This is a genomic window from Nocardioides sp., from assembly GCF_035429765.1.
Taxonomy (GTDB): domain Bacteria; phylum Actinomycetota; class Actinomycetes; order Propionibacteriales; family Nocardioidaceae; genus Nocardioides.
The window spans coordinates 1-23,248 of sequence record NZ_DAOMFK010000009.1 but is presented as its reverse complement, the minus strand read 5'-3'; the positions used below and the strand labels follow the sequence as shown (position 1 = coordinate 23,248).

Sequence of the window (23,248 nt, the reverse complement as noted above, 5' to 3'; positions counted from 1 at the left end):
TGGCCAGCCTAGAGACCGCGTCCGCCTACCCGCCCGGCGGACAGGCCGGCGGACCGTCCGCGGCGCTTGGCCGCGAGCGCTCGCGCCGCCTCCGGCTCGCGGCGGGCGAACCCCAGCAGCAGCCCCAGCGCGACCAGCGACGGGAGCAGCGCGGACCCGCCGTAGGAGACCAGCGGGAGCGGGATCCCGATCACGGGGAGCAGGGCGAGGACCATCCCGACGTTGATCATCATCTGCCCCAGCAGCCAGACGGTGATACCGAAGGAGGCGTAGCGGACGAACGGGTCCTTGGTGGAGAGGGCGACCCGGGTGGCGGCGAACGCGATGGTCAGGAACAGGGCCACCACCAGCAGGGTGCCGATCAGCCCGAGCTCCTCGCCCAGCACGGCGAAGATGAAGTCGGTGTGCGCCTCGGGCAGGTCGCCCCACTTCTGCCGGCTGGCGCCGATGCCCTCGCCGAACCAGCCTCCGCTGGACAGGGCGTAGAGCCCGTGCGCCGGCTGCCACCCGGCGCCCAGGAAGTCCTGGAACGGGTCGGTGAAGCTCAGCAGCCGCTCGCGCCGCTCAGCGCTGGTGGTGGCGAGGTAGAGCGCGCCGACCCCGGCCATGGACAGGGCGAGGGCGAAGAGCCGGCCCGGGGCGCCGACGATCCACAGCATCGCCAGCATGATGGCGAGCAGCACCAGCGCGGTCCCGAGGTCGCGTTGCCACAGCACCAGCCCGACCACCAGCAGCATGCCGGGGACCACGGGCATCAGCACGTGCTGCAGATGCCCCAGCCGACGCTCCTTGTTCGCGTAGACGTGCGCAGCCCACAGCACCAGCCCCAGCTTGGCGAACTCCGAGGGCTGCAGGGAGAGCTGGCCCACGCCGATCCAGTTCCGGTTCCCGTGCACCGAGATGCCCAGCGGCGTCTGGGTCAGCGCCAGCATCACCACGGCCACCACGAGACCGGGCCACGCCAGTCTCCGCACCAGGCGCAACGGCACCCGCGAGGCGAGCCAGGCCACCGGCAGCGCGGCGAGCACCCACACCAGCTGCCGGCGCACCCAGAAGTAGCTGTCCTGGTGGTTCTCGAAGGCGTCCACGCTGGAGGCGCTGAGCACCATCACCAGCCCGATGGTCAGCAGCAACGCGGGGGCGACCAGCAGCAGGTAGTACGACGTCAGCGGGCGGTCGAGGGCGTGCCGTGCCGCGGCCACCCAGGAACGCGGCCCGAGGTGCTCCGGGGCGGCCTCCGCAGGCGGCCGGGAGTCGGGGTGCGTGGTGGTCACCGACGTCCCCTCCCTGCTCGTGCCCGCTGGACCGGACCGGTCGTCGGTCCGCCTCGCCAGTCTCCCCGCCCGCGGGGTCCATGCCGGGCAAGGCGCCGCGCGTGTCGGCGAATCGGGCCGGCCCTCAGCCCGCGGCCAGCTCGCGGACCGCGGCGGCGAACGCGTCACCGCGGGCCGCGTAGCTCGCGAACAGGTCCATCGACGCGCAGCCCGGGGCGAGCAGCACCGTGTCGCCCGGGTGGGCCAGCGCCGCGGCCGCCCGGACCACGGCGCGCATCGGGGCCTGCGCCGCGTCCTCACCGATCTCGACCACTGGGACGTGGGGGGCGTTCCGGGCCAGGGCGTCCGCGACGACCCGTCGGTCGCGGCCGAGCAGGACCACCCCGCGCAGCCGCTCCGCCGTGGCCCGGACCAGGTCGTCGAAGTGGGCGCCCTTGGCCAGTCCACCGGCCACCCAGACCACGGGGGCGTAGGCCTGCAGCGAGGACTGGGCGGCATGGGGGTTGGTCGCCTTGGAGTCGTCCACCCAGGTCACCCCGGCGACGGTGGCAACCTCGGCGATGCGGTGCCCGTCCGGCCGGAACGAGCCCAGCCCGTCGCGGACGGCCACCTGGGGGACGCCGTGCGCACGGGCCAGCGCGGCGGCGGCGAGCGCGTTGGCGACGACATGGGGCGCCGAGGAGGCCAGGTCGGCGACCGTGCACAGCTCCGCGGCGCTCGTGGCGCGCTCCGGGACGAACGCGCGGTCGACCAGGACGTCGTCGACCACGCCCAGCATCCCGACCTGGGGCAGGCCCAGGGTGAAGCCGATGGCTCGGGCCCCTTCCCGGACGTCGGCGGCGCGGACCAGCCGCTCGGTCTCGGGGTCGGCGACGTTGTAGACGCACGCCCGCTCGACCCGCTCGTAGATCCGCCCCTTGTCGGCGGCGTACTCCGCCATCGAGGCGTACCAGTCGAGGTGGTCCTCGGCCACGTTCAGCACCGCGGCGGACTCGGCCGCCACCGAGTGCGCGTAGTGGAGCTGGAAGCTGGAGAGCTCGACGGCCAGGACGTCGCACGGTGCCGGGTCCATGACCGCCTCCACCACCGGGCGGCCCACGTTGCCGACGGCTGCGCTGCGCAGGCCCGCAGCGCGGAGGATCGCGTCGAGCATCTGGACGGTGGTGGTCTTGCCGTTCGTGCCGGTGACGGCCAGCCAGGGCGCGGGCCGCTCGGGGTCGCGCAGCCGCCAGGCGAGCTCGACCTCGCCCCACACCGGGACGCCGCGCTCCCGGGCCTGCTCGAGCAGAGGCGCGGTGGGCCGCCAGCCGGGCGAGGTGACGACCAGGTCGACCTGCTCGGGCAGGGTGCTGGTCGTCCCCGGACCCAGCCGTACGTCGGCCCCGAGGATGCCCAGCAGCTCGGCCCGCTCGGCGTACTCCTCGGTGCGGACCTCGTCGAGGGCGGTGACCCGGGCGCCCAGGTGCAGCAGCGTGTCCGCCGCTGCGAAGCCCGACACGCCGAAGCCGGCCACCACCGCCCGCACCGGCTCCCAGGAGTCGTGCCGGCCCAGCCCGGCCGGGTTCACGAGCCGGCCACCCACTCGGCGTAGAAGATGCCCAGCCCCCCGGCCACGCACAGGCCGGTGATGATCCAGAAGCGGATGACCACGGTGACCTGCTCCCACCCGAGCATCTCGAAGTGGTGGTGCAGTGGCGCCATCCGGAAGATGCGTCGGCCGCGGGTGACCTTGAAGAAGCCCACCTGGAGCATCACCGACAGCGTCTCCACCACGAAGAGGCCGCCCAGGACCACCGCGAGCAGCTCGGTCCGGGTGAGGACGGCCAGCCCGGCGAGGGCCCCGCCGAGGGCGAGGGAGCCGGTGTCACCCATGAAGATCGCCGCGGGAGGGGCGTTCCACCACAGGAAGCCGAAGCAGGCACCCGTGATGGCCGCCGAGATGATGGCCAGGTCGAGCGGGTCGCGCACCTCGTAGCACTTCGGGCCGGGCAGCTCCTGGCAGAACTGGTTGCGCTGCCAGATGTTGACCAGCGTGTAGGCGCCGAACACCATCACCGAGGCTCCGGTGGCCAGGCCGTCCAGGCCGTCGGTGAGGTTCACGCCGTTGCTGAAGCCGGCCACGATCCCCCAGATGAACAGGATGATCACCACCGACGGAAGCGCCAGCGACGGGATGTCGCGCAGGAAGGAGACCGCCTGGGAGGCGGGGGTGCGGCCGTTGTCGTCCTCGAGCGCGGGAGAGATCGCCAGCGCCCCGAACACCAGGGCCACCACCGTCTGGCCGATCATCTTGGCCTTGCTGCGCAGCCCCAGCGAGCGTTGCTTGACGATCTTGATGAAGTCGTCGAGGAAGCCCACGAAGCCCAGCCCGACGAAGAGGAACAGCAGCAGCAGCGCCGACTCCGACGGGCTCGTGCCGGTGAGGAGCTTGGCCAGGAAGTAGCCCAAGACCGCGGCGAGGATGATGACCAGGCCGCCCATCGTGGGGGTCCCCCGCTTGGTGTGGTGGCTGGTCGGCCCGTCGTCGCGGATCTCCTGGCCGTAGCCCCGGGCGGACAGGGCGGAGATCGCCACCCGCGTGCCGAGCAGGGAGATCAGCAGGGAGAGCCCGCCACCGAACAGGATGGCTCTCATGGCGTGCGGTCTCCTTCGTCCGGCGGGGCAGCGAGCAGGCCGTCGGCGACGCGCTCCAGCCCCGCGCCTCGGGACGCCTTGACGAGCACGACGTCCTCGGCCGACACATTCTCCCGCACCCAGGCCAAGGCCTCCTCACGCCCCGCCGTACGCACCGCGCGTCCCTGCCAACCGGGCACGTCCCGCGTCCCGTCCGAGATCGCGTCGGCCTCGGGGCCCACGGTGACCACCACGTCGACACCGGCCTCCGCCGCGTGGCGACCCACGCCGCGGTGCTCTGCCGGCGCGTCGGCGCCCAGCTCGCGCATCTCCCCGAGCACCGCGAGGGTCCGGCGGCCGGCGCGTCGGCCGATGGTCGTGAGCGTGTCGAGCGCGGCGGCCATCGACGCGGGGTTGGCGTTGTAGGCGTCGTTGACCACCACCAGCCCGTCGGCACGCTGCGTCAGCTCCATCCGCCAGCGTGAGACCTGCCGGCTGGCGGTCAGCGCCGCGGCCACGGCCCTGAGCGGGAGTCCCACCGCGAGCGCCATCGCCGCCGCCGCCGCGGCGTTCTCGACCTGGTGCGCACCGAGCTGGTCCAGCCGCACGGGGCACCACTCCCCCGCGTACCCCAGCTCGAACGTGGGCCGGCCCAGCTCATCGAGCACCAAGGACCGCCAGGCGACCTCGCCGTGCGCCCCGAAGGTGAGGACCCGGGCCCGGGTGCGGGGCCTCATCGCGACGGTGAGCGGGTCGTCGGCGTTGAGCACGGCCACGCCGTCGGGTGGCAGGGCCTCCACGATCTCGCCCTTGGCGGTCGCGATCGCCTCGCGCGAGCCGAACTCGCCCAGGTGCGCGCTGCCGACGTTGAGCACGGCGGCGACCGCGGGGGGCGCGATGCCGCACAGGTAGGACACGTGCTCCAGGCCACGCGCCCCCATCTCGAGCACCAGGTAACGGGTGCCCGCGGTGGCCCGCAGGACCGTGAGAGGCACGCCGAGCTCGTTGTTGTTGTTGCCCCGGGTGGCCACGGTGGGACCCGCGGTGGCGAGGACCTGGGCGAGGTAGTCCTTGGTCCCCGTCTTGCCCTGGGACCCGGTGAGCGCCAGGACAGTGACCCGGTCGAGCCGGCCCAGCACGTGCCGGGCGAGCCGTCCCAGGGCGACCACGGGGTCGTCGACCACGACGGTGGGAGCCTCGGTGGCCCGCGCGGCGAGCACGGCCGCTGCTCCGGCGGCCACCGCATCGCCCGCGTGCAGGTGCCCGTCGGTCCGCTCGCCGGGCACCGCGACGAACAACCCGCCGGGGACCGGCTCGCGGGTGTCCAGGAAGGCCTCGCCGGTCACCTCGAGGTCCGCGTCACCGTGGACGGTGCCGCCGACGACGCCGGCGATCTCGGCCAGCCGCAGGGGGATCATCGGGCGGCCAGCTCCTCGGCCGCCACCTGCCGGTCGTCGAAGGGGTGCACCACGGCACCCACCTCCTGGCCGGTCTCGTGGCCCTTGCCCGCGATGAGGACGACGTCCCCGGGCCGCGCCCGGTCCAGGGCCTCGCGGATGGCAGCGCGGCGGTCGCCGATCTCGAGCACCTCGGCGGTTCCCCGGCGCGCGCCTGCCAGCAGGGCGGCCCGGATCACTGCGGGGTCCTCCGAGCGTGGGTTGTCGTCGGTCACCACCACCAGGTCGGCACCGCGGCCGGCGATCTCGCCCATGAGCGGCCGCTTCCCGGGGTCGCGGTCCCCGCCCGCGCCGATCACCACCAGGAGCCGACCCCGGGTGACCGCGCGCAGCGTCTCGAGGGTGGCCGCCACGGCGTCCGGCTTGTGCGCGTAGTCCACGACCACCTCGAAGCCGCCCGCGCCCGGCACCCGCTCCAGACGACCGGGGACGCCCTCGCCGCGGGCGATCCCGGCTGCCACGGCGGCGGGGTCGAAGCCGACCTCTGCGCAGGCCGCCACCGCCGCCAGCGCGTTTGCCACGTTGAACGCCCCCGGCAGCGGGACGGAGGCGGCGACCCGGACCCCGTCGGGCCCGGTGACGGTGAAGCTGGAGCCGGCGGCACCGGAGCGGACGTCGACGGCACGCCAGTCCGCCTCCCGACCGTCGCTGGCGAAGGTGCGGATCGGGATCTCCGCCTCCGCGGCCAGCCGACGGCCGGAGGCGTCGCCGGCGTTGACCAGCCCCCGCCTGGCCCGCTCCGCGGTGAACAGCATGGCCTTGGCCCGGAAGTAGTCCTCCACATCGGTGTGGAAGTCGAGATGGTCGCGGCCGAGGTTGGTGAACACGGCGAGGTCGAACTGCACGCCGTCCACCCGGCCCATCACCAGCGCGTGGCTGGAGACCTCCATCGCGCACGCGTGGACGCCCTCCTCACGCATCCGGGCGAACAGCGCGTGGAGGTCCGGCGCCTCGGGCGTGGTCAGCGCGGTGCGGACCTCCTGGCCCCTGATCCGGGTCCCCACCGTGCCGATGACCGCCGCCGGCACTCCGGCCGCGAGCAGGCCGCCCTCGGCGAGCCGGGTGGTGGTGGTCTTGCCCTGGGTGCCGGTGACGGCGATCATCCGCAGGGCCGCGGCGGGGTCGCCGTACACGTGCGCCGACAGGCGCCCGAGCACCCGGCGGGGGTCGTCCACCTGCAGCAGCGGTACGTCGGGGGGCAGGGCCTCGACCCCTGTGGCGTCGGTCAGCACCGCGACCGCCCCCGCGGTCGCCGCCGCGGCGGAGTACGCGGCGCCATGGGCGCGGGTGCCCGGCAGGGCGACGTACAGGTCCCCAGGGAGCACGCGCTGGGAGCTGAGCGTGAGGCCGCGGACGCACACCTCCGGGGCCCGGGCGGCACGGACCTCCACCCCCTCCGCGCGCAGCCACGCGGCGAGGTCGCCCAGGGTGGTCTCCGGCGGGTGGGCCGGCCGGGCGGCCGCCAGCTGGTCCTCGCTCACCACGCCGCGAGGGTACCCCGCGGGGGCGCCGGCACCCGACTCACCGGGGCCGCCACTCGACGGGCAGCCGGGAGGGCTGGGTGCCGGTCGGGGGGATCCCGTAGTGGCGCAGCGCGTAGCCCATGATCCGGCTGAACGCGGGTCCGGAGACCGAGCCGCCGCCGCCGCCGTTGCGAGGGTTCTGGACCACCACGTAGACGGTCAGCCGGGGGTCGTCCGCGGGCGCGAAGCCCGCGAAGGAGACGGTGAAGGTCCCGTCGTAGCGCCCGTCCTCGCCCACTCGCTGGGCGGTGCCGGTCTTGCCGGCCACGCGGTACCCGGGCACGGCGGCGCCCGGGGCCACCCCGGCCTCCGGGTCCACGACCCGCTCCATCATCAGCATGGTCTGGTGGGCGGCCCGGCGGCTCACCACCCGGTGCGTGGTCGTCTCGTCCGTCCCGACGACCTGGCCGCCGCGGGCCCGGGCACTGCCCTGGATGAGGCTCGGTGCGACGTAGACCCCGCCGTTGGCGATGGTGTTCACGGCGGCCGCCATCTGCAGGGCGTTCACCGACAGCGACTGGCCGAAGGCGATCCGGTCCTTGGTCTGGGGGGTCAGCGCCGTCCCGGAGGGGAGCAGACCCGCGGCCTCGCCGGCGACCCCGACGTCGGTCACCTTCCCGAGCCCGAACGACGACAGGTAGTCGCCCAGCGTGCGGGCCGCCATCTTGTCGGCCGCGAGCACGGTGCCGATGTTGGAGGACTTGGCCACGACGCCGGCCAGCGTGAGGCGGAGGTAGCCATGGGTGAACCAGTCGTGGATCACCCGGTCCTGCCGGTGCAGCTCGGGTGGCACCAGGATCTTGGTGTGCGGAGTCACCAGTCCCGCGTCGATCAGCGAGGCCATCGTGAGGACCTTCTCGACCGAGCCGGGCTCGTAGATGTCGCTCATGGCGCGGGAGCCGAGATCGCCCTTGGGGGACTGCAACGGCCGCGTGGCGTCGAAGGTCGGGTGGTCAGCCAGGGCCAGCACCTCGCCGGTGCGGGTGTCCTGCACGACCACCAGGCCGGAGTCGCCACGCGCGTCCTCGACGGTCTGCCGCAGCACCCGCTGGGCGAACCACTGCAGGTCCCTGTCGATCGTCGTGTGCAGGTCACGGCCGTCCACGGGGGCCACGACCGTGCTCTCCGCGAGCGGGATCCGGTTGCCCCGGCTCACCTGGTACTTCGCCGAGCCGTCCTGGCCGGCCAGCAGCGCGTTGAAGGTGCGTTCGAAACCGGCCAGCGGATGGGTGCCCTTGCGCGGGTCCGGGGTCCCGAGGAACCCCACCAGGTTGGCCGCCACGTCACCGCCGGGGTAGTCCCGGGCCGGGTCGTTGCGGCTGGCGAGGCCCTTGAACCCGAGGGTGTCGGCCTTCTCGAGCGCCTCGGTGACCGCGGCCGCGGGGACCTGGCGGGCGAGGTACTGGAAGCGGCTGTCGGGCTTGCGCAGCCGGGTGAGGGTCTGGAAGTAGTCGAGGTCGAGCTGACGGGACAGGAACCGGGCGATCTCCGGGGCCTGGTCTCGGGTCATCTGCGGGTCTGCGACGAGCATCAGCCCGTCGACGGACTGGGCGAGGGCCTGTCCGTTGCGGTCGAGGATGTCGCCGCGCTCGGCCGGGAGCACCACGGTGACGGCACCCTCTGCGGCCGCCATCTCGGCGTACGACTCGGAGTCCAGGCCCTGGAGCTGGAGCAACCGGGCGGCGAACACCGACAGCACCATCGCGATGAGGAGGAACCCGACGCGCAGCCGCAGCATCGGTGAGCCGCGCCGGGCTTCCCGAGCCTCGCGTGGGGCGCGTGGAGTGGGCAAGGGGGTTCTCCCGTGGTGAGGGCTGGGCAGGGACGGGACCGCTCAGCCGCGGTCGTGGCGCTGCGTGCTGCCAGTTCTACCGTCTCGCGGTCCCGCGGCCGGTGAGGCCGTGCTCGTGTCGCCCCCCGCTCGCTGGTGGCCGGCCTGGACCACCACCCGCTCCGGGAGCAGGATCTCCGGCTTGGGCGGCGGGAGCGGCCGCAGCCGCAGCGCAGGCACCGGGTTCGTCACCGGGCCGGGCTCCAGGAGGCTGCCGTCGGAGAGCCGAAGGAAGCCCGAGGCAGCCGGCAGCACCATGCCCATCCGGTGGGCCTGCTCGGCCACGCGCTGCGGGTTGCGCAGCCTCTCGAGGTCCATCTGGAGCGACTGCTCCCGCGCGGACAGCGTGGCCGCCTGCTGCTCGAGGTCGGTCGCGGTGAAGGACGCCTGCTGCATGGAGGTGTTGAACATCAGCAGCGAGACCACGCCGCCGACCAGCAACACGGTCACCAGGAGCACGAACGGCATCGTCGACGCCGGTCCGGTCGTCCGAGGCACGACGGAGAGCCGCGCCCGGGCGACGGAGAGGTCGGCGAGACGCGGCACACGTGAACGGACCTGGACGGCCGGACTGCTCATCAGGCGACTCCCTTGTCAGCGGGGCGGGACCGGGTGGGGCGGGCGGGGGCGATGCGTTCGAGGGCACGCAGCCGCACCGAGGCGGCGCGGGGGTTCTGCTCGATCTCCGACGGGGGGGCCAGCTCGGCGCCGCGGGTGACCAGTCGCAGGGTCGGCTCGTGGCCGGGGGGCACGAAGGGCAGGTCGTCGGGGACGTCGCTGCGAGTGGCCGCGGCGAAGGCGCGCTTGACCACGCGGTCCTCCAGCGAGTGGTAGGACTCCACCACCACCCGTCCCCCGACGCTCACCACGTCGATGGCCGCGGGGATCGCCCGGCGCAGCACCGCGAGCTCGTCGTTGACCTCGATGCGCAGTGCCTGGAAGGTGCGTTTGGCCGGGTGGCCGCCGGTGCGCCGGGCGGGGGCCGGGATGGTGGCGTAGAGCAGGTCGACCAGCTGGGCGGAGGTGGAGAGCTCGTGCCTGGCCCGTTCCCGGACCACGGCCGCGGCGATCCGGCGGGCGAACCGCTCCTCGCCGTACTCGCGCAGGATCCGCGTCAGGTCGGCCTCCGAGTAGGTGTTGAGCACGTCGGCCGCGGTCGGTCCGCGCGTCGGGTCCATCCGCATGTCCAACGGTGCGTCCTCGGCGTAGGCGAAGCCGCGCTCACGCAGGTCCAGCTGCAGCGAGGAGACGCCGAGGTCGAAGAGCACGGCGTCGACGGCGGTCAGGCCCTGGTCGGCCAGCACCGAGGCCAGCTCGTCGTAGACCGCGTGCACCCCGGTGAACCGGTCGCCGAAGGGCCTGAGCCGCTCGGCGGCCAGGGCCAGTGCAGAGGGGTCCCGGTCGATCCCCACGACCCGGGCCAGCCCGCACCGGGTCAGGACCGCCTCGGTGTGACCGCCCAGGCCCACCGTCGCGTCCACCATGACAGCGCCCGGGTGCCCCAGAGCCGGGGTGAGCAGGGCCACTACCCGGTCCAGGAGAACCGGAACGTGACGGGAGGTGGGCATCGGCGGTGCGCCTACCGGGCCAGGCTCGCCAGGAGCACGAGCACCGTGGCCAGGCCCACCGACATCCCGGCCGAGACCGCCATCACCGCCACGGAGTCACGCGCCTCCTGGCGGACACGTCGGACGCGGGTGACGTCTGCTGCCACGTCGGGAACGGTGCTCATGGTGTCGACCCCAAGGAGTTGGTGTGGTGCACGGTGGGTGGGCGGGGGTGCGACCCCACCCCGGACTCGCCACGCCAGGTCCCTGCCCGCTCCCTGAAGGGGAAGTCGCCGTCTGGAGCCGGGGAAGTTGCCCCAGAAGACGCAGTGAGCGGGCACGAGCCTCGCCCGACGAGTCGTGTGTTCAGTTGTGGTGTCGAGCCGGGTGGTGCGGGTGGACTGCTCAGATGCCGGGGAAGATCTCCTCGCCGAGGTCGGCGAACTCCTGCTCCTGCTCGGCCAGGTAGGTCGCCCAGCGCTGCGGCTCCCAGACCTCGACCTGGCTCATCGAGCCGATCACCACGACCTCCTTGGTCAGCGAGGCGTAGTCGCGCAGTACGGGCGGGATGGTGATGCGGCCCTGACTGTCAGGGAACTCGCGGTAGGCCCCCGAGTGCAGGACTCGGACGTAGCTGCGCACCCGCTTGTTCGTCAGGGACGCCTCCTGGAGCCGACGGTTCAGCGCGACGAAGTCCTCCAACCGGTGGATCGTCAGGCAGTGGTCCTGGCCCCTGGTGATCATCAGCCCCTTCTCCAGCTCCTCCCTGAACTTCGCGGGGAGGACCAGCCGGCCCTTGTCGTCGAGCTTCGGGGTGTAGGTGCCCACGAACATCGGGCACCCCCACTCAGGTCGGTCGGTCCTCCACTTCGCCCCACCATACCCCACTTTCCTCCACCGTCAACCACGTTGTGGGCGTTTCCCCCACCGCGTGAGGTGCACGTCCGAGGCGGGGTGTTGCGCCACGGAATACGGTGGAGCCCACCGAAAGCCGCGCACCTGGCTGGGCGCCGGAGGAGACGAGGGAGGGACGCGGACGTGGCAGCTCCACGCACGGACGCCCCGGGGACGGGGGTGCCGCGCGCCGCGGGCGCGGACCTCGAGACGCTGGCGCGGCTGACCGGACGGATCCGGGAGAACATCGAGCGGGTGATCGAGGGCAAGCCCGACGTGGTCATGCAGGCCCTCACCGTGCTCCTGGCCGAGGGGCACCTGCTGATCGAGGACGTCCCCGGCGTCGGGAAGACCATGCTCAGCAAGGCGCTGGCCCGCAGCATCGACTGCTCGGTCCGCCGGATCCAGTTCACCCCCGACCTGCTGCCCAGCGACGTCACCGGGGTCTCGGTGTTCAACCAGAACACCCGGGAGTTCGAGTTCCGTCCGGGAGGGGTGTTCGCCAACATCGTGGTCGGCGACGAGATCAACCGTGCCTCCCCCAAGACCCAGTCGGCCCTGCTGGAGTGCATGGAGGAGCGCCAGGTGACGGTGGACAACACCACCTACCAGCTGCAGGCGCCGTTCATGGTGATCGCCACCCAGAACCCCATCGAGATGGAGGGCACCTACGCCCTGCCGGAGGCGCAGCGCGACCGGTTCATGGCGCGGGTCTCGGTCGGCTACCCGGTCGAGGCCGCCGAGATCGCGATGCTCGACAGCCACACCGGTCACAACCCGCTCGCGGACCTCGAGCCGGTCACCGACGCCGCGGAGGTGCACACGATGATCGGCATCGTCGGTGCGGTGTACGTGTCTGCGGCGGTGCAGCGCTACGCCGTCACCCTGGCCACGGCGACACGCCGCTCCGACGAGCTCGCACTGGGTGCGTCTCCGCGGGCCACCCTGCACCTGGTGCGTGCGGCGAAGGCCCGAGCCGCGATGCGCGGCCGCGACTTCGTGCTTCCCGACGACGTGACCGCGCTGACCCGTCCGGTGCTCGCCCACCGGCTGCTCCCCAGCGTCGAGGCCGCGATGAGCGGGCGGACCACGACGGCCATCCTGGACAGCCTGGTGGCCTCCGTCCCCGTCCCGGCGGGCGAGCCCGGCTGACCGGGCGCGGGGCCCAGGAAGGAGGGACGACGTGCGCGAGGCGCTGCTGGGTCTGACCTCCCGTGGCCGCGCCTTCCTGGCCGCCGGCCTCACGGCCGTCGGGTGCGCCGTCCTGCTGGGGCAGCCAGCCCTCACCCGGGTGGGCGTCCTGCTGGTGGCCGTCCCCGTGGTGACCGCGTTCGTGATGAGCCGCAGCCGGTACCGGCTGGCGCTGGTCCGCACGGTCAGCCCGCAGCTGGTCACCGCCGGACAGCAGGCCCGGGTGCAGCTGGCGCTCACCAACGAGGGCCGGACCCCCACCGGTGTGCTGCTGCTGGAGGAACAGATCCCGTACGCGCTGGGCAGCCGGCCGCGGTACGTCCTGGAGGGGATCGGGCACGGCTGGCGCCGGCACGTCACCTACCAGGTGCGCTCGGAGCTGCGTGGACGCTTCGAGATCGGCCCCATGTCGGTGCGCGTGAGCGACCCCTTCGGCCTGGTGGAGCTGGGCCGCGCGTTCCGCTCCACGGTGCCGCTCACCGTGACACCCCGCACCGTCCCGCTCCCGGCCATCCCGCTCGGCGGGGCGTGGACCGGCTCCGGGGACAACCGGCCGCGCGCGTTCGCCACCGGCAGCGCCGAGGACGTGACCGTCCGTGAGTACCGGCGCGGCGACGAGCTGCGGAGGGTGCACTGGCGCAGCTCGGCACGCGTCGGTCAGCTCATGGTGCGCCGCGAGGAGCAACCCTGGCAGTCCCGCGCCACGCTCTTCCTCGACACCCGCCGCAGCGCGCACCGCGGCGAAGGGGTGTCCTCCTCGCTGGAGACCGCCGTGTCGTTGGCCGCCTCGGTCGCGGTCCACCTGAGCCACCGCGGCTACACCGTCCGTCTCGTCACCGCGCACGGCGAGGACCCGGGCACCGTCTGGCACTTCCGCGACGCAGAGCTGAACACCGTCCCCCTGCTGGAGGCGCTCGCCGTGCTCGAGGCGACGCCCCAGAGGCACCTGGACACCGGGTGGCTGACCGAGCCGACCCACGGTGGCCTCCTGGTCGCGGTGCTCGGCGGCGTCGACGACGCGGACCTCCCGGTGCTGCGTCGGATGCAGCACCACGCGGGGACCGCCCTCGCCGTCCGCCTGGACGTGCCGGCCTGGGGCCCGGGGGGCAACCGGTCCCCCGAGCCGCTCCCGTCCCTGGCCCGGCAGGGATGGAGCGTCGTCACGCTGGGACCACGCGACCGGTGGGACCTGGCCTGGCAGCAGCTGGGCCGGTTGGTGGCGCGCGGCGGGGTACCGCACGAGCCCGGATCCGCCGCCTCTCCCACGCCGGGGGCGGTCCGGTGAGCGGCGTGGGCCGGCGCGGTACCGCGCGACCGTCCCTGGCCCTCGTCGCGGCGTTCACCACGTGGGTGACGATGCTCTCGTGGCGGGGGTTCAGCACGGTCCCCGGCGCGTACCTCGCACCGCTGCTGCTCACCGGCCTGGTGGTGGCCGGCACCGGGATCCTCGGGCGACGGCTGCACCAGTCGGGGCCGGTGGTCCTCGGCGCCCAGGTCCTGGCCGGCCTGGGTTTCGTGCTGCTGTCGCTGACCGGCTCGCCGGTCCCGGTGGGTGAGCGTTGGACGCTGCTGGTCGACAGCCTGCACGACGCGGTGCGCACCGCCCAGACCTACACCGCGCCGGTGCCGGCGTCCGCGCCGGGACTGCACCCGATGCTGCTGCTGCTGGGGCTGGGCTGCTTCCTGCTGGTCGACCTCGCGGCGTGCACCGTGCGACGCGTTCCTGCGGCCGGGCTGGTGCTGCTCACGATCTACAGCATCCCGGTCAACGTGCTCGGGGGTGGGGTGTCCTGGTGGGTGTTCGCCGCTGCCGCTGGCGGCTTCCTCGGCATGCTCTTCCTGCAGGAGGACGAGGAGGTGTCCCGGTGGGGCCGGACGCTCGGGCAGGAGGACGCCGCGGGTGGAGACCCCTCCGCCTTCGGCGTGCGCACCGGCAGCGGGGTCCGCACCAGCGCCGTGGGCATCGGCGGCGCCGCCACGGTGCTGGCGCTGCTCCTGCCCGCGCTGGTCCCCACGCTCGAGCTCGGCCTGCTGCCGGGCGGCTCCGGACCGGGCTCGGGCACGCTGGGCCTGGAGAACCCGATGGTCGACCTGCGCCGTGACATGCAGCGCGGCCAGGACGTCCCGCTCCTGCGCGTGACCACCGACGACCCGCACCCGGCGTACCTGCGGATCGCCGCCCTCACCCGCTTCACCAACAACGAGTGGACGACGGGGGACCGCAGCATCCCGGCCGACCAGCGCATCGGCGGCGCGCTCCCGCCGCTGCTCGGGGTGAGCGAGTCGGTCCCCCGCCGCGAGTACGACTACCAGGTCACTGCCCTGGACGACTTCGACTCGCGGTGGCTGCCGGCCACGCTGCAGACCTCGCGGATCGACGCCGTCGGCGACTGGCGCTACGACCGGAGCACCATGGACTTCCTCGCCCACGGCGATGAGACGAGCACCTCCGGGCTGTCCTACTCGATGACCGAGGTGGTGCTCGACCTGGACGCCGCTCGGCTCGCGGTCGCGCCGGCGGCGGTCGGGACCGTCGAACGCTTCCAGGCCCTGCCCGCTGATCTGCCCCGCTCGGTGCGGGACCTCGCCGTCGAGGTCACCGCAGGGCAACCCACCAGGTACCAGCGGGCGGTCGCCCTCCAGGAGTGGTTCCGCAGCGATTTCACCTACGTCCTGGACGCCGTGGAGGGCAACGGCTCGGACGCGCTGCTCGCCTTCCTCGACGACCGCACCGGCTACTGCGAGCAGTTCGCCTCCGCCATGGCCGTGATGGCGCGCAGCCTGGGCATCCCGGCCCGCGTGGCGGTGGGCTTCCTGCGGCCCGAGCGGATCGGGGAGCGGACCTGGGAGTACTCGGCCTGGGACCTGCACGCCTGGCCCGAGCTCTACTTCCCGGGGTCGGGGTGGGTGCGGTTCGAGCCCACCCCCGCGAGCAGGGAGGGCGAGGTGCCCGCACCCGGCTTCACCCTCCAGCAGGTGCCACAGCGGCCCGACCTGGGCGCCAGCGGCCCGAGCGCGACCGGCCCCGGGGAGGAGCTGCCCTCACGGGGCACCCAGGCCGAGCCGCGCACCGCCGACGCCTCCGCGTCGGCCCGGGGTGAGGACGGCCTCCCGTGGCGTCGGCTGCTGCTCGGGTCGGTGGCCGTCGTGACCGTCGGGCTCCTGCTGCTGGTCCCCCGGTCCGTCCGTCGGGCCCGGAGCACGGCCCGCCGGACCTCCGGAACGGCCGAGGACGCCTGGGCCGAGGTGCGCGACACCTGTCTCGACCTGGCCCTGCCCTGGCCTGAGGGACGCTCCCCCCGGGTCACGGGCGGCTGGCTGGCCGGACAGCTGGGACGCCCGGGCGAGGACTCCGAGCAGCGCCCGGCGCGCGGTGCCCAGGTCGCCCCGGACGCGGCGGCGGCTGTGGAGCGGCTGGTGGCGGCCGTCGAGCTGAGCCGCTACGCACGGCCGGGCACCGACCTCGCCGGTGCCGATCTCCGCAGCGACGTCGAGACCTGCCGGAAGGCCCTGGTCGCCGGCGCGACGCCCCGGGTCCGTCGACGCGCGACCTGGCTGCCACGCTCCGTGCTGCGTCGGGCGACGGGCCGGCCGACCTCGCCGTCGCGCTACGACGGGGTGGTCGACCAGGTGGGGTGAGTGGTCAGAAGCCGCCGCTCTCGTCGCGGCGGCGCTGCCAGCGCTCCTCCATGCGGGCCATGAACGAACCGGACCGGCGAGAGCGGAGCCGGCGACCGCCGTCGATGACGGTCAGTCCGTGCGGGCCGGCCGCCCGGGGCTCGGCGACCGCCCCCCGGCTGCGCCACGCCGCCAGACCGATGGTGGCCGAGGCCAGCATCACGACGAACCCGGCGATTCCGAGCAGGGTCAGCTCGAAGATGACCCCACCCATCAGCACCGCGATGCCGACCAGGAAGCACACGCCGGCCACGATCGCGCGGCGGCGGGCGACGCGTCCCAGGGAGGTCCCGCGCAAGGTGGAGGCGAACTTGGGATCCTCCTGGACGAGGGCGCGCTCCATCTGCTCGAGCAGCCGCAACTCCTCTTCCGAGAGTGGCACGTTTCCCTCCCCGTTCGGTCGCTGGTGGGGTCTGCTGTCCCCAAGTCTAGGCAGGGGTGGAGCGAGGCGGTAGCGCCGCCGGGAAATTGGCCGGATTCACCCCGCCGCCGGCGGCCGCCACCCGGCGGCCTTGGGGCGTACCAAGGTGGCCGGGCGGACCGCGGCCGAGCCGAAGCGGAGGGTGGCCCGGTCGACGGCACGGTCGGCGTCGGGCCACCCGTGGTCACGCTCACCCAGGACCAGCTGCCGGTGGACCGTCTCCCGTGGCACCAGCCCTTCCACCCGCACGCCCACCAGACGGAGCCGGGCCCGTTGGAGCCCCAGCCGGTCGTAGAGGCCCAGCGCCGCGCGGTAGACCTCCTGGGTGACGTCGGTGGCCTCGGGCAGGGTGCGGGACCTGGTGATCGTGGTGAAGTCGGCGAACCGCACCCGGATCATCACCGTCCGTCCGGCCATGCCGACCCCCCGCATCCGGCCGGTCACCCGGGCCGACAGCCGCAGCAGCTCCCGGGCGACCACCTCCGGGTCGTCCACGTCCTGGGCGAAGGTCTCGTCGGCCCCCATCGACCGGTCCGGCTCCTCCGGTCCCCGGCGGGTGGTGACCACCCGCTCGTCGGCTCCCCAGGCCAGCCGGTGCAGATGGGTCCCCAGGGTCTCCCCCAGTGCCCGCTTCAGGGTGCCCAACGGCGTGTGCGCGACCTGGCCCACGGTGACCAGGCCGAGCCGGTGCAGCAGCTCCCGGGTCTTCTCGCCCACCCCCCACAGCTCCCCGACGTCGAGCGGGTGCAGGAACGAGGTCACCTCGTCGGGAGGGACGACCAGGACACCGTCGGGCTTGGCCCGCCGACTGGCGAGCTTGGCCAGCGACACCGAGGCCGCCACCCCGACCGAGCAGGTGATGCCCTGCTCGTCGTGGATGGTGGCCCGCAGCTGCTCGGCGATGGCCAGCGGGGAGCCCAGCCGCCGGACGGCGCCGCTGACGTCGAGGAACGCCTCGTCCAGGGACACCACCTCCACCACCGGGGTGATCTGCCGGAAGTTCTCGCGCACCGAGGCCGAGACCCTGCTGAAGGCCTCGAAGTCGGGAGCGATCACCACCGCCTGGGGGCAGGTCCGGCGGGCCCGGGTCATCGGCATCGCCGAGTGGATCCCGAAGGTGCGGGCCAGGTAGTTCGCCGACAGCACCACGCCCCGCTGGCCGCCGCCCACGACCACCGGCACCTGCTGCAGCTCCGGGTGGTCGCGCACGGCCACCGAGGCGTAGAACGCGTCCATGTCGACGTGCAGGATCGGGCAGTCGGCCGAGGAGTCACGCACCGGCGCCCCCCGGAAGGTCAGCGGTGCGCGAGCAGGTGCAGCTGGGTGGCGAGAGGGAGGTACTCCGACCGCTCGGCCACCGCCCGCTCGAGCTCGACCAGCGCCTGGGTGGCACCGGGCTCGAGGTCGAGCAGGGAGCCGGGGACCAGGTCGGTGAAGACCCGGATCCCGTGGACCGAGTCGACCACCAGCCCCGCGGCGGACACCAGTGCGGTGAGCTCCCCGTGGGTGAACCGTCGCCCGTGGCGACCACCAGGGCCGGGCTCCCCCGGGCCGGGCTCGAGCAGGGAGCGAGCCTGCTGGAAGTGCCCGGCCATGGCTCGGGCGATGACCGCCGCGTGGCGCTGGGCCACCAGCAGGCTGAGGGTGCCCCCGGGGCGGAGCACCCGGGCCAGGACCTCGAGCGCAGCCGAGGGGTCCTCGACGATCTCGAGCACCCCGTGGCACAGCACGACGTCGGCACTGGCCGGGCCGGTGACCTCGAGCAGGGTGGACAGCTCGCCCTGCTGGCCGGTGACGCGGGCCGCCACCCCGCGCTCGTGAGCCCTGCGGTCCAAGGCGGCCAGGGCGTCGGGGCTGGGGTCGACGACCGACACCCGGTGCCCCAGCTCGGCCACCCGCACCGCGAAGCCCCCGGTCCCCCCGCCGATGTCGAGAACGTCACGGCCCGTGCCCTCGCCCAGGGCGGGACGCAAGGCGTCCCACACCACGGCGGTACGGGCCGACCCGCGCCCCTCGCCGCCGCGCTCGCTCCCGACCGGCATGGCCACCACCCTAGTGCTCGGGGGCGACGGGTCATCCCGGGCTCCCCGGACTGCGGTGCCACAACCTGCGGGCCACCTCCCGGGCCGGCTCCCCGGCCGGCCTGACGTCGGCGTACGGCGACATCGTGAAGCCGCTGGAGTGGACCAGCACCCGCCGGGTCGGGGTGAACCCCTCGGGCTCAGCCGCCATGACCGCACGGACCGCGGCCATCCCCTCGGTCTCCCAGCGCGCCCGGAGCGCGGCCAGGTCCCAGCACCCGGTGGCCCGCACCGAGATCCCCCGCCGTCCGGTGCGACGCAGCTCTCCCCGCACGACCAGCAGCCAGGAGTGGAAGACGGTGGCGGCGTAGGGTCCCTGGGCGTCCTCGAAGAAGGTGGCGTCCACCGGTCCGGTGGCGTCGTCCAAGGTCACGAAGACCACCCGGCGACCCGACCGGACCGGAGGGGTCTGGGTGGCGACCTTCACCCCGGCCACCAGCACCTCGGCGCGGCTGCGCTGGCCGAGCAGGTCCCGGCTGCGCACCACCCCGAGGACGGAGAGGAACTCCGCGTAGGAGTCCACGACGTGCCCACTGGCATCGAGACCGAGGATCTCCAGCTCTGCCTTCATCCGCTCCTGCACCCCCATCTCGGGCAGCCCGCTCACCTCGCCCTCAGCAGGCTCGTCGCCGAGGTCGAGCACCAGCTGCACCGAGGTGACCGGCCGCGGAGGCGGGGTCGCCTGGGACTGGGCGGCGGCCCGGGACCACACCGACCGGGCCGCGCCCTGGGACCACGCCGGCGTGGCGGGGGGCGACCGGCGGGCTGCTGCCCGCCCGGTGGCCCGGTCGTGCCGTTCCAGCTCGGCGACCTGCAGCAGCAGGTCCCGGCGGGTGACCCGACCGCGCGGACGGACCGAGAGCTCCGCCGCCCCGATCCGGTACAGGCTGTCGAACCCCCCGGCGAGGACCAGCCGCTCCAGCACCGGCCGGGAGGTCCGGGCACGGTGCCAGAAGTCGGTGAGGGAGTGGTAGGGCCGGCCGGCGAGGATGCGCGCCACCTCGGCCTCGGTGATCCCCTTCACCTCCGCCAGCGCCAACCGGATGCCGTAGGCGCGTCCGTCCGGCCAGCCGTCGCCGACCTCGCGCGAGGAGTGGCCGAGCACCACGGGGGGCGGGGTGTCGAGGGAGGACATCGCCTCCACGAGGTAGTCCTTGCCCGAGGCGTTGACGTCCAGGCCGAGGACCGCGATGCCGCACTGGCGGGCGTCGTCGAGGATGAGCCGCTTGGGGTACATGCCGGGGTCGTGGGTGAGCACGCCGGCCAGGAAGTGGGCCGGCCAGTGCGCCTTGAGCCAGGCGGACTGGTAGGTCGGCAGCGCGAACGCCGCGGCATGGGCCTTGCAGAACCCGAAGGAGGCGAACCCCTCGAGGATCCGCCAGACCCCCTCGACCACGGACAGCGGGTAGCCGCGGCCCAGTGCCCGGGGGAAGAACCACAGCCTCGTCTCGGCCATCCCCTCGGTGTCGCCGAGGGCCCGGCGCCTCTCGTCCCCCTCGGCGTAGGAGACGCCGGCGAACAGCGCGATCATCTCGATCACCTGCTCGTGGAACACCACCACCCCGTGGGTCTGGCCGAGGATGGGACGCAGGTCGTCATGGAGGTAGGCGGGGGGCCGCCACCCCTGCTTGGCGTCGAGGTACGGCGTGATCATGTCGCTCTTGACCGGGCCCGGACGGAACAGCGAGATGTCGGTGACGATGTCGGCGAAGGACTCGATCCCCGACTTCCCCACCAGCTCCCGCTGGCCGGGCGACTCGATCTGGAAGACCCCCAGGGTGCGCGCGCTGCTGATCATGGCGAAGGTGGCGGGGTCGTCGAAGGGCACCTGGCCCTCGTCGTCCAGGTCGAGGCGGAGAGCGTCCACCCGCTCGACCTCGGCCACGGCATGAGCCATCGCGGACTGCATCCGGATGCCGAGCACGTCGAGCTTGAGCAGGCCGAGGTCCTCCACGTCGTCCTTGTCGAACTGGCTCATCGGGAACCCGGCGAAGCTGGCCTCCACCGGTGTGCGGTCCAGCAAGGTGGCGTCGGAGAGCAGCACGCCGCAGGGGTGCAGGGCGATGTGGCGCGGCAGCCCGTCGAGCCGCTCCACCAGCCGGAACATCAGGTCGAGCCGTCCCGAGTCCAGCCCCGAGGCCCGCAGCTCGGGGAGCTCGCGCAGCGCCAGCCGGGCGTCCCGGGCCCGGATGTGCGGGAACGACTTGGCGATCGCGTCGACCTCTCCCGGCGGCATGCCGAGCGCGGCGCCCACGTCGCGCACGGCGTGCCGCACGCGGTAGGTGTCCTTCATGGACACCGCCACGCACCGCTCGCCGCCGTAGCGGTCCAAGATGGCGGTGTAGACCTCGGTCCGCCGGGCCGACTCCACGTCGACGTCGATGTCCGGGAGGGCCTGGCGCAGCGGGGAGAGGAACCGCTCCATCAGCAGACCGTGGCGGATCGGGTCCACCCCCGAGACGCCCAGCAGGTAGTTGACCAGGCTGCCCGCCCCCGACCCCCGCGCCGCGCACCGCACCCCCAGCTCCCGGATCAGGTCGGTGACGTCCCCGACGGTGAGGAAGTACGACGCGTACCCCAGCCGGCGGATCACCTCCAGCTCGTCGTCGAGCCGCTTCCAGATCACCTGCCGGGGAGCCGAGCCGTAGCGCCTCCCGATCGCGCCCTCGCAGCGCGCCCGGAGCACGGTGTCGGCGTCGGCTCCCGGCGTCGAGGGCGCGAACTCGGGGAAGTGGACCTCGCCCAGCCCCAGGTCGGCGCGGGGGTCCAGGGCGCACCGGTCGGCCACGGCCCGGGTCCGGGCCAGCAGCTGCCGGGCCTCCCGGCCGACGTCCCTGCCGGCCAGCCGGCAGATCTCCTCGGCCATCTCGTGCATCTGCTTGCCCGACTTCAAGAAACCCTCGGCGTTCCCGCGGTCGACGTGCCTGCGGTCCAGGGCGACCAGGCGGCGGGCGGCGTCCAGCACGTCGACGGTCGGGGCGTCCAGGCGGTCGGCGTACCGCACCGCGTTGGTGAGCACCGTCGCCACCCCGGCCCGGCCCGCGACCCCCAGCATCCGCGCGGCGTGCGGCGAGGTGCCCGGCCCCCAGTCCCCCGTCCCCCCGGGCAGCCGGTGGGAGACCAGCTCGACCAGGAGGTTCTCCGACGGCACGATCTCCCGCCACGGGGCCAGGGCCCGCTCGGCCAGGTCGTCTCGGCGGCGGGTCGCCGCCGCCCCCAGCTCCGAGGCCGGGCCCAGCAGCACCACCACGTCACCGCCCTCGAGGTGGGGGGCGAGCTGGGACAGGTCGGCGACCGGGTGCCCGCGCTCCCCGGCCAGATGGACCGCCGAGACCAGCCGGCAGATCGCCGCCCATCCGGCCCGACCTCCACCGGCGCCGGCATGGGCCAGGAGCGTCACCCGGGGGAGCCCGCCCTCGACGGGCTCCTGGAACGTCCCGCCCCGGACCGGGCTCCGGCGGGGGGGGCCGGTCCGGGGCGGGACGCTGCCGGTCGGCCGGTAGGCCAGGTCCACCCCGAGAACGGGTCGGAGGCCGGCGTGCAGGCAGGCCTTGGCGAACCGCACCGCCCCGTAGGTGCCGTCCCGGTCGGTCAGGGCCAGGAGGTCCATCTCCTGCTCCGCGGCCCGCTCGACCAGCGTGTGCGGGTGCGAGGCGCCGTACTGGAGGGAGTAGCCCGAGGCGACGTGGAGGTGGGCGAAGGGGTCGGGCCGCACCGGGAGACGCCTTTCAGGAGACCTGGGACATCACGGCCCGGGGCACCGGCGCCGCCTGCCCCGCCACCGCAGGATGGGCCATCAGTCCCAGCGCGGACTCCACCACCCCGAGGAACCGGTCGGCATCGCGGACCAGGTCGTCGGCCTCCCGCTCAGTGACCGCGCGGGTGGAACCCGCCTCGGCGGCGGCCCGCTTGGCGGCCCCCGCGGCGAAGAAGGCCGCCCACTCCCCCAGCTCGGGGGCCACCTCAGCCAGCAGCACCCAGGCGTTCTTCTGGGGACGCCGGCGCGAGGGGACCGGCCGGGCCCGGGCCGCGAGCAGAGCCGCCGCGGCGCGGAGCGCGGCCACGTGGGCACAGGCGTAGCGGCTCGGCACGTCGGGCGCCGTGATCGCCTCCTGCAACGACTCGGCCGACCGGGCGAGGTAGGAGTGGGTGCTGGCCGGCAGGGAGTGAGGGCCCATCGCACGCACCTGGCGCCCTAGTCCGCGCAGCCGACGAGCTGCCAGCTGCCGGCGTTCCAGTCGAAGGAGAGGTCGAAGACTCCCCCGCCGTCCTCCCGGCCGCGGCGGGCCTCGACCCGCCACAGCTCCCGCTCGACGAGCAGGTCCACGGCGGGGGCGGCTCCCACCTGGTCCACGGCGGGGGCGGCTCCCACCTCGAGGCCGGCGGCCGGCTCGTCGGAGCCGATCACCGCCCGGACCCCGGTCGACTGCCACCACGCGCCGGTCTCCACCCAGTGCGCCAGCACCGCCCGCACCTGCCACAGCCGGCCCCGCCACACGAACTGCTCTGGGCCCTCCATCCCCTCACCCGCACTGCCGATCCAGCCCTGGCGCACCTCGACGGGGTCGTCGTACCGCCTCATCCCACCGTTTCCTTCCTGTGCCGGTCGACCCCTGGCCTCCCGACCCCTGCACCGCCTCCGGCGCCGCCACCGGGCGCCTCCGGCGGGGACGGGGGTCGAGGTCGCCCCCGCCGGAGTAATCGAACACATGTTCGAACACCACTACGCTACACCCCT

19 protein-coding genes are annotated in these 23,248 nt (G+C 74.0%); 3 read left to right on the top strand and 16 right to left on the bottom strand.

The features are described from left to right. Positions 1-8: 8 nt before the first annotated feature. The 10 genes from ftsW to mraZ all read right to left on the bottom strand — a co-directional run bounded on the left by ftsW (position 9) and on the right by mraZ (position 11,079). Positions 9-1,274, bottom strand: a complete 1,266-nt coding sequence (gene ftsW / locus PLP61_RS02030) for a putative lipid II flippase FtsW (RefSeq protein ID WP_324499868.1) — start codon at positions 1,272-1,274, stop codon at positions 9-11. 124 nt (positions 1,275-1,398) lie between these two features. After that, positions 1,399-2,856 carry a UDP-N-acetylmuramoyl-L-alanine--D-glutamate ligase gene (gene murD, locus PLP61_RS02025; RefSeq protein ID WP_324499867.1) on the bottom strand — a complete coding sequence of 486 codons (1,458 nt, stop codon included), beginning with the start codon at positions 2,854-2,856 and terminating at the stop codon, positions 1,399-1,401. Then, the gene (mraY, locus tag PLP61_RS02020; RefSeq protein WP_324499866.1) at positions 2,838-3,908 is read right to left on the bottom strand and encodes a phospho-N-acetylmuramoyl-pentapeptide-transferase; all 1,071 of its coding nucleotides are present in this window, start codon (positions 3,906-3,908) and stop codon (positions 2,838-2,840) included. Before mraY ends, murD begins: the two co-directional genes overlap by 19 nt. Then, positions 3,905-5,305, bottom strand: a complete 1,401-nt coding sequence (locus tag PLP61_RS02015) for a UDP-N-acetylmuramoyl-tripeptide--D-alanyl-D-alanine ligase (protein WP_324499864.1) — start codon at positions 5,303-5,305, stop codon at positions 3,905-3,907. Before PLP61_RS02015 ends, mraY begins: the two co-directional genes overlap by 4 nt. Then, entirely contained in the window at positions 5,302-6,825 is a 1,524-nt protein-coding gene (locus PLP61_RS02010) for a UDP-N-acetylmuramoyl-L-alanyl-D-glutamate--2,6-diaminopimelate ligase (RefSeq protein ID WP_502888923.1), read from the bottom strand. Before PLP61_RS02010 ends, PLP61_RS02015 begins: the two co-directional genes overlap by 4 nt. Positions 6,826-6,865: 40 nt before the next feature. Beyond that, entirely contained in the window at positions 6,866-8,605 is a 1,740-nt protein-coding gene (locus PLP61_RS02005) for a peptidoglycan D,D-transpeptidase FtsI family protein (protein WP_324499862.1), read from the bottom strand. A 96-nt stretch (positions 8,606-8,701) separates the two neighbouring features. Further along, positions 8,702-9,277, bottom strand: coding sequence for a cell division protein FtsL (gene ftsL, locus PLP61_RS02000; RefSeq protein WP_324499860.1), 576 nt, complete (start codon positions 9,275-9,277; stop codon positions 8,702-8,704). Next, complete coding sequence (rsmH, locus tag PLP61_RS01995; protein WP_324499858.1) at positions 9,277-10,266, bottom strand: 16S rRNA (cytosine(1402)-N(4))-methyltransferase RsmH; 990 nt, start codon at positions 10,264-10,266, stop codon at positions 9,277-9,279. The genes ftsL and rsmH overlap by 1 nt, the downstream gene beginning before the upstream one ends. Before the next feature lie 11 nt (positions 10,267-10,277). Further along, entirely contained in the window at positions 10,278-10,430 is a 153-nt protein-coding gene (locus tag PLP61_RS01990) for a hypothetical protein (RefSeq protein WP_324499857.1), read from the bottom strand. 220 nt (positions 10,431-10,650) lie between these two features. After that, the gene (mraZ, locus tag PLP61_RS01985) at positions 10,651-11,079 is read right to left on the bottom strand and encodes a division/cell wall cluster transcriptional repressor MraZ (protein ID WP_324499856.1); all 429 of its coding nucleotides are present in this window, start codon (positions 11,077-11,079) and stop codon (positions 10,651-10,653) included. Positions 11,080-11,283: 204 nt separating this feature from the next. Between mraZ and PLP61_RS01980 the strand changes: the two genes are divergently transcribed. From PLP61_RS01980 to PLP61_RS01970, 3 genes are read left to right on the top strand one after another with little or no spacing between them, the layout of a single operon-like run. Beyond that, complete coding sequence (locus PLP61_RS01980; RefSeq protein ID WP_502888922.1) at positions 11,284-12,291, top strand: AAA family ATPase; 1,008 nt, start codon at positions 11,284-11,286, stop codon at positions 12,289-12,291. 31 nt (positions 12,292-12,322) lie between these two features. Then, the gene (locus tag PLP61_RS01975; RefSeq protein WP_324499854.1) at positions 12,323-13,615 is read left to right on the top strand and encodes a DUF58 domain-containing protein; all 1,293 of its coding nucleotides are present in this window, start codon (positions 12,323-12,325) and stop codon (positions 13,613-13,615) included. A 5-nt stretch (positions 13,616-13,620) separates the two neighbouring features. Then, the gene (locus PLP61_RS01970; protein ID WP_324499852.1) at positions 13,621-15,969 is read left to right on the top strand and encodes a transglutaminase TgpA family protein; all 2,349 of its coding nucleotides are present in this window, start codon (positions 13,621-13,623) and stop codon (positions 15,967-15,969) included. A 4-nt stretch (positions 15,970-15,973) separates the two neighbouring features. On the opposite strand, the gene PLP61_RS01965 is transcribed toward PLP61_RS01970, so the two are convergent. The 6 genes from PLP61_RS01965 to PLP61_RS01940 form a co-directional block, all read right to left on the bottom strand. Further along, positions 15,974-16,390: an SCO2097 family morphological protein gene (locus tag PLP61_RS01965; protein WP_324499851.1), complete on the bottom strand. Its 417-nt coding sequence runs from the start codon at positions 16,388-16,390 to the stop codon at positions 15,974-15,976. 96 nt (positions 16,391-16,486) lie between these two features. Further along, the gene (dinB, locus tag PLP61_RS01960) at positions 16,487-17,707 is read right to left on the bottom strand and encodes a DNA polymerase IV (protein WP_324499850.1); all 1,221 of its coding nucleotides are present in this window, start codon (positions 17,705-17,707) and stop codon (positions 16,487-16,489) included. Positions 17,708-17,724: 17 nt separating this feature from the next. Further along, the gene (locus PLP61_RS01955; RefSeq protein ID WP_324499849.1) at positions 17,725-18,471 is read right to left on the bottom strand and encodes a methyltransferase; all 747 of its coding nucleotides are present in this window, start codon (positions 18,469-18,471) and stop codon (positions 17,725-17,727) included. 31 nt (positions 18,472-18,502) lie between these two features. Then, positions 18,503-22,225: a DNA polymerase III subunit alpha gene (locus PLP61_RS01950; RefSeq protein WP_324499847.1), complete on the bottom strand. Its 3,723-nt coding sequence runs from the start codon at positions 22,223-22,225 to the stop codon at positions 18,503-18,505. A gap of 13 nt (positions 22,226-22,238) precedes the next feature. Continuing rightward, positions 22,239-22,688: an SAV_6107 family HEPN domain-containing protein gene (locus PLP61_RS01945; RefSeq protein WP_324499845.1), complete on the bottom strand. Its 450-nt coding sequence runs from the start codon at positions 22,686-22,688 to the stop codon at positions 22,239-22,241. Between the two features lie 17 nt (positions 22,689-22,705). After that, positions 22,706-23,092 carry a DUF6504 family protein gene (locus PLP61_RS01940; RefSeq protein ID WP_324499843.1) on the bottom strand — a complete coding sequence of 129 codons (387 nt, stop codon included), beginning with the start codon at positions 23,090-23,092 and terminating at the stop codon, positions 22,706-22,708. Between the last annotated feature and the right edge of the window lie 156 nt (positions 23,093-23,248).